Annotated in this window: 10 protein-coding genes; 7 read left to right on the top strand and 3 right to left on the bottom strand. The window is 59.0% G+C overall.

Annotation, left to right across the window (positions count from 1 at the left end):
• Positions 1–1,074 (bottom strand): Clp protease N-terminal domain-containing protein (locus tag AC2FND_RS18840; RefSeq protein WP_496771270.1); only part of this gene is annotated, 1,074 nt, incomplete at its 3' end.
• A 174-nt stretch (positions 1,075–1,248) separates the two neighbouring features.
• Positions 1,249–2,016 carry a hydroxyacylglutathione hydrolase gene (gloB, locus tag AC2FND_RS18835; RefSeq protein ID WP_496771269.1) on the bottom strand — a complete coding sequence of 256 codons (768 nt, stop codon included), beginning with the start codon at positions 2,014–2,016 and terminating at the stop codon, positions 1,249–1,251.
• 61 nt (positions 2,017–2,077) lie between these two features.
• Between gloB and AC2FND_RS18830 the strand changes: the two genes are divergently transcribed.
• The 7 genes from AC2FND_RS18830 (at position 2,078) to AC2FND_RS18800 (ending at position 8,435) form a co-directional block, all read left to right on the top strand.
• Positions 2,078–2,812, top strand: coding sequence for a class I SAM-dependent methyltransferase (locus AC2FND_RS18830; RefSeq protein WP_209504806.1), 735 nt, complete (start codon positions 2,078–2,080; stop codon positions 2,810–2,812).
• 302 nt (positions 2,813–3,114) lie between these two features.
• On the top strand, positions 3,115–3,675 hold the full coding sequence (locus AC2FND_RS18825; RefSeq protein WP_209598051.1) for a F0F1 ATP synthase subunit delta: 561 nt from the start codon (positions 3,115–3,117) through the stop codon (positions 3,673–3,675).
• Positions 3,676–5,214 (top strand): F0F1 ATP synthase subunit alpha, encoded by a 1,539-nt coding sequence (gene atpA / locus AC2FND_RS18820; RefSeq protein WP_209504804.1) that lies wholly within the window; start codon positions 3,676–3,678, stop codon positions 5,212–5,214.
• A gap of 12 nt (positions 5,215–5,226) precedes the next feature.
• Entirely contained in the window at positions 5,227–6,102 is an 876-nt protein-coding gene (locus AC2FND_RS18815) for a F0F1 ATP synthase subunit gamma (protein WP_209504803.1), read from the top strand.
• 20 nt (positions 6,103–6,122) lie between these two features.
• Positions 6,123–7,547 (top strand): F0F1 ATP synthase subunit beta, encoded by a 1,425-nt coding sequence (gene atpD / locus AC2FND_RS18810; protein ID WP_209504802.1) that lies wholly within the window; start codon positions 6,123–6,125, stop codon positions 7,545–7,547.
• 12 nt (positions 7,548–7,559) lie between these two features.
• Positions 7,560–7,970 (top strand): F0F1 ATP synthase subunit epsilon, encoded by a 411-nt coding sequence (locus AC2FND_RS18805; RefSeq protein WP_496771268.1) that lies wholly within the window; start codon positions 7,560–7,562, stop codon positions 7,968–7,970.
• Between the two features lie 114 nt (positions 7,971–8,084).
• A complete protein-coding gene (locus AC2FND_RS18800; RefSeq protein WP_496771267.1) occupies positions 8,085–8,435 on the top strand; it encodes an H-type lectin domain-containing protein in 351 nt (116 codons plus the stop codon).
• A gap of 28 nt (positions 8,436–8,463) precedes the next feature.
• Here AC2FND_RS18800 and rpiB read toward each other — a convergent pair whose 3' ends face one another.
• A complete protein-coding gene (rpiB, locus tag AC2FND_RS18795) occupies positions 8,464–8,913 on the bottom strand; it encodes a ribose 5-phosphate isomerase B (RefSeq protein ID WP_496771271.1) in 450 nt (149 codons plus the stop codon).
• Positions 8,914–8,948 lie beyond the last annotated feature (35 nt).

Here is an 8,948-nt window from a genome sequence, read left to right as displayed (position 1 = left end):
GTTCACATCGATCTTCTGGAACCGGCGCGACAGGGCTCGGTCCTTCTCGAAATGCTGGCGAAACTCTTTGTAGGTGGTAGACCCCATGGTGCGCAGCTTGCCGCCCTGCAATGCTGGCTTCAACAGGTTCGAGGCATCCATAGCCCCGCCCGAGGTTGCACCGGCACCGATCACGGTGTGAATTTCGTCGATGAAAAGCACCGCGTCGGGGTGCTCTTCCAGTTCGGTTACAACCGCTTTCAGGCGTTCCTCGAAATCGCCGCGATAGCGGGTTCCGGCCAACAGCGCGCCCATGTCCAAGGAATAGATCGTGGTATTGGCCAGCACATCGGGCGCCTCTCCGGCGACGATCTTGTGCGCCAGACCTTCGGCGATGGCGGTTTTGCCCACGCCCGGATCGCCCACCAGCAGCGGGTTGTTCTTGCGGCGGCGGCACAGCACCTGGATACAGCGTTCCACCTCATCCGCCCGCCCTATCAGCGGATCGACATCACCCGCACGCGATTTCGCGTTCAGGTCAATGCAGTATTTCCCAAGCGCACTTTCCTTTTGCTCCGTTTCGCCGGAACCTGACTGAGCTTCTTCTTCCACCTGATCCGCTCCGGACACCGACCGGCTTTCGCCATACGCAGGGTCTTTGGCCACGCCATGGGCGATGAAATTGACCGCGTCGTACCGGGTCATGTCCTGTTCTTGCAGGAAATAGGCGGCATTGCTTTCGCGTTCGGCGAAAATGGCGACCAGTACATTGGCGCCGGTCACTTCGGTCCGGCCCGAGCTTTGCACATGGATAGCGGCGCGTTGAATGACGCGCTGGAACGCTGCCGTTGGTACGGCTTCGGACCCGTCGATATCCGTGACCAGATTCGATAGGTCCTCGTCGATGAACTCAACCAGAGTGCTGCGCAACTCGTCCAGATCAACGCTGCACGCTTTCATGACGCGCACCGCATCGGGTTCTTCCAGAAGCGCCAGCAGCAAATGCTCCAGCGTTGCAAATTCGTGTCGCCGTTCATTCGCAGCCGCAAGGGCCGCGTGGATGGCTTGTTCCAGTGTGCTCGAGAATGAAGGCACGCGGGTGCTCCTCTGTCTTGGGTCAGAAGGGGGCGGGCTTTCGGCCGGAACCCCATCCCAACCATGTCCTCATACTATTAGAGTTTGGTTGATCGTGGCCCGGCTTCAAGGGTTTTCTTTCACTTGACAGTCACATTTGTTGTGACCGTGGCCGTGAAGAGGGGCAAATAAGCATCAGAACCTGTCTTTTCTACCCCGGATTTCGGCGAAAACCTCCACAGGATCGGCGTTTGCCAAACCAAGATGGGCCTGAATCGCCGGATCAGTCACCCTCAGGAACGGGTTGGTGGCTTTCTCAAGCGCCAAAATCGACGGAACAGTGGCTTCGCCAGCGGCACGGGCGCGGTCGATATCGGCAATTCGCTGTTTCAACGCGGTGTTCTCGGGATCGACGGTAATGGCAAATTTCGCGTTGGATTGTGTATATTCATGCCCCGAACAGACCAGAGTGTCATCCGGCAAAGCGGCCAGTTTGCTCAGTGACGCCCACATCTGCGCCGGGCTGCCTTCGAACAGACGCCCACAACCCAACGCCATCAGGCTGTCAGCGGTAAAGACGACCGCGCTTTGCGGAAGATAAAACGCGACATGACCAACCGTGTGCCCTGAAACGTCCAGCACCTCGACCGGTTCGCCACCGATCTCAAAGCTGTCGCCTTCGGCAACCTGCTGGTCCAGTGGGGGCAGGCGGTGCGCGTCGGCGGCCGCACCGATGACCCTTGCGGGGTGCTGGGTCAGAATTTCGGCCAGCCCTTCAACGTGATCCCAGTGGTGATGGGTCAGCAGCACATGTGACAACGTCCATCCCCGATCTTCCAGCGCTGCAAGAATCGGCGCGGCCTCGGGCGCATCGATCAGCGCAGTCTGGCCATTGCCGCTGTCATGGGCCAGAAAGGCGTAATTGTCGCTGAGGCACGGGATTGTAACGATTTCAAGAGGCATGGCCTTTTGCCCTTTCATTGCTAGACTGCGCCCAGCTAAGCCGATTGACCGGATGTCCGCAATGCATCTTGATGTGCAGGATCTGAGGAACTTCTACTACCGCAGCACCCTTGGGCGCGCGGCGCAAGCGGCTATTCGCGGGCGGCTGATACAGCTTTGGCCCGAAGCCAAAGGTCAGACCGTTGCCGGTTTTGGCTTTGCCGTGCCGCTGTTGCGCCCTTATCTGGCCGATGCGCGCCGGGTCATTGGGCTGATGCCCGGCCCGCAGGGTGTGATGCCCTGGCCTGCGGGGATGCCCAATGTCTCGGTCCTGACGGAAGAGACCCGGTGGCCCATTGAAACCGGTCACGTGGACAAGCTGGTGGTGATGCACGGGCTGGAAACGTCCGAGCGGCCAAACCAGCTGCTCGAGGAATGCTGGCGTGTTTTGGGCCCCGGTGGCAGGGCCGTGTTCATTGTTCCGAACCGGGCGGGTCTGTGGTCACGTACGGACAAAACGCCATTTGGCTTTGGTCGTCCCTATTCCGCCACTCAGCTGGAAAATCAGCTCAGATCACACTACTTCCTGCCCGAGGCGCATTGCTCGGCTCTTTACATGCCGCCATCCTTCCGGCGCTTTTGGTTGAAATCGGGCAGTCTGATCGAAAAAACCGGGCAGCGCATTCCAACTGTGATGGCGGGCGGGGTGTTGATGGTCGAGGTCACAAAGAACATTCACCCGCCTCGGGGTAATGTCACCAAAGATGCCATCAGGAAGCCGATCAAGGCGCTGGACGGTCTGCTAAAGCCTGCATGACAACCGCGTGCATCCCAAAGTGACAAATTCGCGAGAAAAAAGTCACAGGAATCGCAAAAACCTGCATATTCGTAACATTTTTCAACTGCCGCGACCGGTCCAAACGGTCGCACTTGATGTAAGTGTATGAAAACTAACATTTTGTGGATAAATCTGTTACCGCTATAGCGTATTGCTTGGTTGGTTCACCTCTGCTACATCCCCGGTGATTTTGATCCCCGACCGTCTGGCCGGGGTTTCCTCACGCCCCAAGGTAGCGGCCGCTACCCAAAATCGGGGCCTCAAATATCGGAAGGGTGGACGTGTCCGAACCAGCTTCGATTTCCACAGGCATCGCCGAGCGCTATGCCACCGCGATCTTCGAGATCGCAAAAGAGAATAATGACCTTGCGGGTCTGGAATCCGGCATCAATGATCTGGCAGCAGCACTGGGCGACAGTGCCGACCTGCGTGACCTGATCGCATCGCCTTTGATTTCGCGGGCCGAGCAAGAAGGAGCAATTGCCGCTGTTGCTGACAAGATGGGGCTGAACGCCATCCTGCGCAACACGCTGGCTCTGATGGCGCAGAAACGCCGCCTGTTTGTTGTGCCGCAACTGGTGCAGGTGCTGCGTGACATGTTGGCTGATGAGCGTGGCGAAGTGACTGCCGATGTCGCCTCGGCCAAGGCGCTGACCAAGACGCAACTGGAAAAACTGTCCAAGACGCTGTCCGAGCGTGTGGGCAAGACCGTAACTATCAATGCGACCGTTGATGAAAGCCTCATCGGCGGTCTTGTCGTCAAAGTGGGCTCGAAAATGATCGACAGTTCGATCCGTTCGAAGCTGAACTCCCTACAGAATGCAATGAAAGAGGTCGGATAAATGGGAATCCAAGCTGCAGAGATTTCTGCAATCCTGAAGGACCAGATCAAGAATTTTGGTCAGGAAGCCGAAGTGGCCGAGATCGGTCGCGTGCTGAGCGTCGGTGACGGGATTGCCCGTGTATATGGCCTGGACAACGTTCAAGCCGGTGAGATGGTCGAATTCCCCGGCGGCATCATGGGTATGGCGTTGAACCTGGAAAGCGACAACGTTGGTGTCGTTATCTTCGGTTCCGACCGTGACATCAAAGAAGGTGACACCGTCAAGCGCACCAACTCGATCGTGGACGTTCCGATCGGTGACGAGCTGCTGGGCCGTGTTGTTGACGGTCTGGGCAACCCGCTGGACGGCAAAGGTCCGATCAATGCCACCAAACGCGGCGTTGCAGACGTCAAGGCGCCAGGCATCATCCCGCGTAAATCGGTGCACGAACCGATGGCAACCGGCCTGAAATCGGTTGACGCGATGATCCCGATTGGCCGCGGCCAGCGCGAGCTGATTATTGGTGACCGCCAGACCGGTAAAACTGCCGTGGCTCTGGACACCATCCTGAACCAGAAGGTCTATAACGAAGCCGCAGGCGACGACGAGTCGAAGAAACTGTACTGCGTTTACGTTGCGATCGGTCAGAAGCGTTCGACCGTTGCCCAGCTGGTGAAGAAACTGGAAGAATCTGGTGCGATTGAATATTCGATCGTTGTCGCCGCAACCGCGTCCGACCCGGCACCGATGCAGTTCCTGGCACCCTATGCCGCAACCGCGATGGCGGAATATTTCCGTGACAATGGCCGTCACGCGCTGATCATCTATGATGACCTGTCGAAACAGGCCGTGTCCTATCGTCAGATGTCGCTGCTGCTGCGCCGCCCGCCGGGCCGCGAAGCCTATCCGGGTGACGTTTTCTACCTCCACTCCCGCCTGCTGGAGCGTTCGGCAAAGCTGAACGAAGACTTCGGCGCAGGTTCGCTGACCGCTCTGCCGGTTATCGAAACCCAGGGTGGTGACGTTTCGGCCTTTATTCCGACCAACGTGATCTCGATCACCGACGGTCAGATCTTCCTGGAAACCGAACTGTTCTATCAGGGCATCCGTCCTGCTGTGAACACCGGTCTGTCGGTTTCGCGTGTCGGCTCGTCGGCTCAGACCGACGCGATGAAATCGGTTGCCGGTCCGGTCAAGCTGGAACTGGCTCAGTATCGCGAAATGGCGGCCTTTGCACAGTTTGGGTCCGACCTCGACGCCGCAACCCAGCAGCTGCTGAACCGCGGTGCGCGCCTGACCGAGCTGATGAAGCAGCCGCAGTATTCGCCTCTGACCAACGCGGAAATCGTCTGCGTCATCTTCGCGGGCACCAACGGTTACCTCGACAAGATCGACGTGTCGGATGTTGGCCGCTACGAGGCTGGCCTGCTGGCGCATCTGCGCGGCAAGCACGCTGACCTGCTGAAGTGGATCACCGACGAAGATCCGAAGATCAAAGGTGACGCGTCCGACAAACTCAAAGCAGCGATCGACGAATACGCCGCGACCTTCGCTTGATAGGAGGTTCCGATGCCTAGTCTGAAGGACCTTAAAAACAGGATCGAGTCGGTCAAATCGACCCGCAAGATCACCAAGGCCATGCAGATGGTCGCGGCCGCAAAACTGCGCCGCGCCCAGGAATCTGCCGAAGCCTCACGCCCTTATGCCGAGCGGTTCAATGCCGTAATGGCGGGGCTGGCGGCGTCGGTAGGGGGCAGCGACAGCGCCCCCAAGCTGCTCCGGGGTACGGGCAGCGATGATGTCCATCTGCTGGTCGTTATGACAGCTGAACGCGGCCTGTGTGGCGGCTTCAACTCGAACATCGCCAAGCTGGCCCGCCAAAAGGCGGAAGAGCTGCGCGGCAAGGGCAAGACGGTCAAGATCCTGACCGTCGGCAAGAAAGGCCGCGACGCGCTCAAGCGTGATTTTGGCGATCTGTTCGTTGGGCATGTGGACCTGAGCGAGGTCAAGCGTCTGGGTTATTCCAACGCGCAGGACATCGCAAAGGACATCCTGTCCCGCTTCGACGGGGGCGAGTTCGACGTTGCTACGATCTTCTACGCGAAGTTCGTAAACGTTGTGACCCAGATCCCGACGGCACAGCAGGTCATCCCCGCCTCGTTCGAGGAATCGGAAGGTGACGACAGCGGTGCCATCTTCGACTACGAGCCCAGCGAAGAAGCCATTCTGGCCGACCTGCTGCCCAAGGGGGTTGCGACCGCGATCTTCTCGGCTCTGCTCGAAAACGGAGCGTCTGAACAGGGCGCGCGGATGTCCGCAATGGACAACGCGACACGCAACGCGGGTGAGATGATCGACAAGCTGACGATCCAGTTCAACCGCTCGCGTCAGGCCGTGATCACCAACGAGCTGATTGAAATTATTTCCGGCGCCGAGGCGCTGTAGAGACAAACCGGAGACGAAACATGGCGAATGCAAAAGGCAAAGTCACACAGATCATCGGGGCCGTCGTCGACGTGCACTTCGAAGATCAGCTGCCTGAAATTCTGAACGCGCTGGAAACCACCAACAACGGCAAGCGCCTGGTGTTGGAAGTTGCTCAGCACCTGGGTGAAAACACTGTCCGCACCATCGCGATGGACGCGACCGAAGGTCTGGTCCGTGGTGAAGTGGTCACCGACACCGGTGCACCGATCTCGGTTCCGGTTGGCAACGCCACCCTGGGCCGCATCCTGAACGTGGTCGGCGAGCCGATCGACGAAAAAGGCCCGGTTGAGGCAACTGAAGCGCGCGCGATCCACCAGCCCGCACCGACCTTTGCCGAACAGTCGACCGAGTCCGAAGTACTGGTTACCGGCATCAAGGTGGTTGACCTGCTGGCCCCTTACGCCAAAGGCGGTAAGATCGGCCTGTTCGGCGGCGCCGGCGTTGGCAAAACCGTTCTGATCATGGAACTGATCAACAACATCGCAAAAGTGCACTCGGGCTTCTCGGTGTTTGCGGGTGTTGGTGAACGGACCCGTGAAGGTAACGACCTCTACCACGAGATGATCGAATCGAACGTGATCAAGCCGGACAACCTGTCGGAAAGCCAGGTGGCCCTGGTTTACGGTCAGATGAACGAACCTCCGGGTGCGCGTGCGCGTGTTGCTCTGACCGGTCTGACCCTGGCCGAGCAGTTCCGCGACCAGTCCGGTACCGACGTTCTGTTCTTCGTCGACAACATCTTCCGCTTCACGCAGGCGGGTTCCGAGGTTTCGGCTCTGCTGGGTCGTATCCCGTCCGCTGTGGGCTACCAGCCGACACTGGCCACCGACATGGGCGCCCTGCAGGAACGCATCACCTCGACAAAGGCCGGATCGATCACTTCGGTGCAGGCGATCTACGTGCCTGCGGACGACTTGACCGACCCCGCGCCGGCAACCTCGTTTGCGCACCTCGACGCGACCACCGTTCTCAACCGTGCGATCTCGGAAAAGGGTATCTACCCTGCGGTTGACCCGCTCGACTCGACCTCGCGCCTGCTCGACCCGGCCATCGTCGGGGAAGAGCACTACAAGGTTGCGACCGACGTTCAGCAGATCCTCCAGCGCTACAAGTCGCTGCAGGACATCATCGCCATCCTCGGCATGGACGAACTGTCGGAAGAGGACAAGCTGACCGTGGCCCGTGCCCGTAAGATCGAACGCTTCCTGTCGCAGCCGTTCGACGTGGCCGAGGTCTTCACCGGCTCGCCGGGTGTTCAGGTTCCTCTGGATGTCACCATCTCGTCGTTCAAGGCCGTTGTAGCTGGCGAATACGATCACCTGCCCGAGGCAGCCTTCCTGATGGTTGGCGGCATCGACGAAGTGATCGCCAAAGCCGAAAAAATGGCAGCAGCAGCCGCCTAAGGAGTATCCCTGATGGCAAACACGATGCATTTCGACCTCGTCAGCCCCGAGCGGAGCCTTGCTTCGCTCGAGGTCACCGCGGTCCAGATTCCCGGCGCGGACGGGGACATGACGGCGATGCCCGATCATGCCCCCACCATCACAACGCTGCGCCCCGGTCTGCTGAAGGTTGAGGCACCCGAAGGGTCCAGCGAATACCTGGTCACCGGCGGGTTTGCCCAGATCAACGGCGACGGCCTGTCGGTTCTGGCCGAAAAGGCGGTTCCGGTTTCGGAAATCACCCGTTCGCATATGGACGAGCTGATTGCCGAGGCGCGCGCCTCGCACGAAGCGGCAAAAGGCGGCGACGATATGTCGATCGTCGACGAAGCCGCCAAGCTGCTGGCCGACATGGAAGCGCTTGGGACGCATATGAGCCTTTAATTGGCTTAACACTGAAAAACTGGAACGGCCTCGCAATTGCGGGGCCGTTTTTTTGTCGTGCTTTTGCCAGAAAGCCGGGGTAAGTTGTGGAAATTCAAGTATAATGATGAAAATATGAAAAAATTTCTGACCCATCCCATTGGCATCGATCAGGGTGAAAGTGTTCTGTTTTCGGAATTTGCCGAAGGCGGGGACATGTGGACTGGCGAAGGCCCCCGCGAACGTCGGAAACCCATCCAATTCAAGAACACGTTTCTTAGCCCGCCCATGGTCCAGATCGGGATTTCCCTTTGGGATGTCGACACATCATCAGCCCTGCGCGCCGAGGTTCAGGCAGAAAACATCACCTCGGAAGGGTTTGAAGCGGTGTTTCGGACATGGTCCGACACGCGGATTGCCCGCATTCGGATCAGCTGGACCGCGTTTGGAGAGGTGGCACACCCGGACGACTGGAACATTTCCTGATCCGGGGCTTACAGGACAGGCGCAGGACTCAGTCGTCCTGCGCTTCGATCATATCGACCCGTGTGGCGTGGCGGCCGCCTTCGAATTCGGCCCCTAGAAACGCATCCACAATATCCAGCGCCTGACCTTCGCCGACAACGCGCGCGCCAATCGACAGCATGTTGGCATTGTTGTGCTGGCGGATCATCCGCGCAGAAAACGCATCCGAACAGACGCCGCAGCGAATGCCGGGCACCTTGTTTGCGGCCATCATGATGCCTTGACCCGTGCCGCAGAGGATAATGCCCAATCCGCAATCCCCCGAAGCCACGGCCAGTGCCGCGGCCTTGCCGTGTTTGGGGTAATGGGTGCTTTCAGGGATCGTCGGGCCGATATCGACCACGTCCCAGCCTTGCTGCGTGATGTGGTTGGCCACAGCCTGACGCAGCTCGATTGCCGCGTGGTCGCTGGAAAGAACAATGCGTTTGTTGCCAGTCATGGAGATCGGTCCACTTGTATCGCTGATCGCGCACA

This window comes from Ruegeria sp. BHSB056, from assembly GCF_059613305.1.
This window is presented reverse-complemented; position numbering and strand designations above follow the sequence as displayed.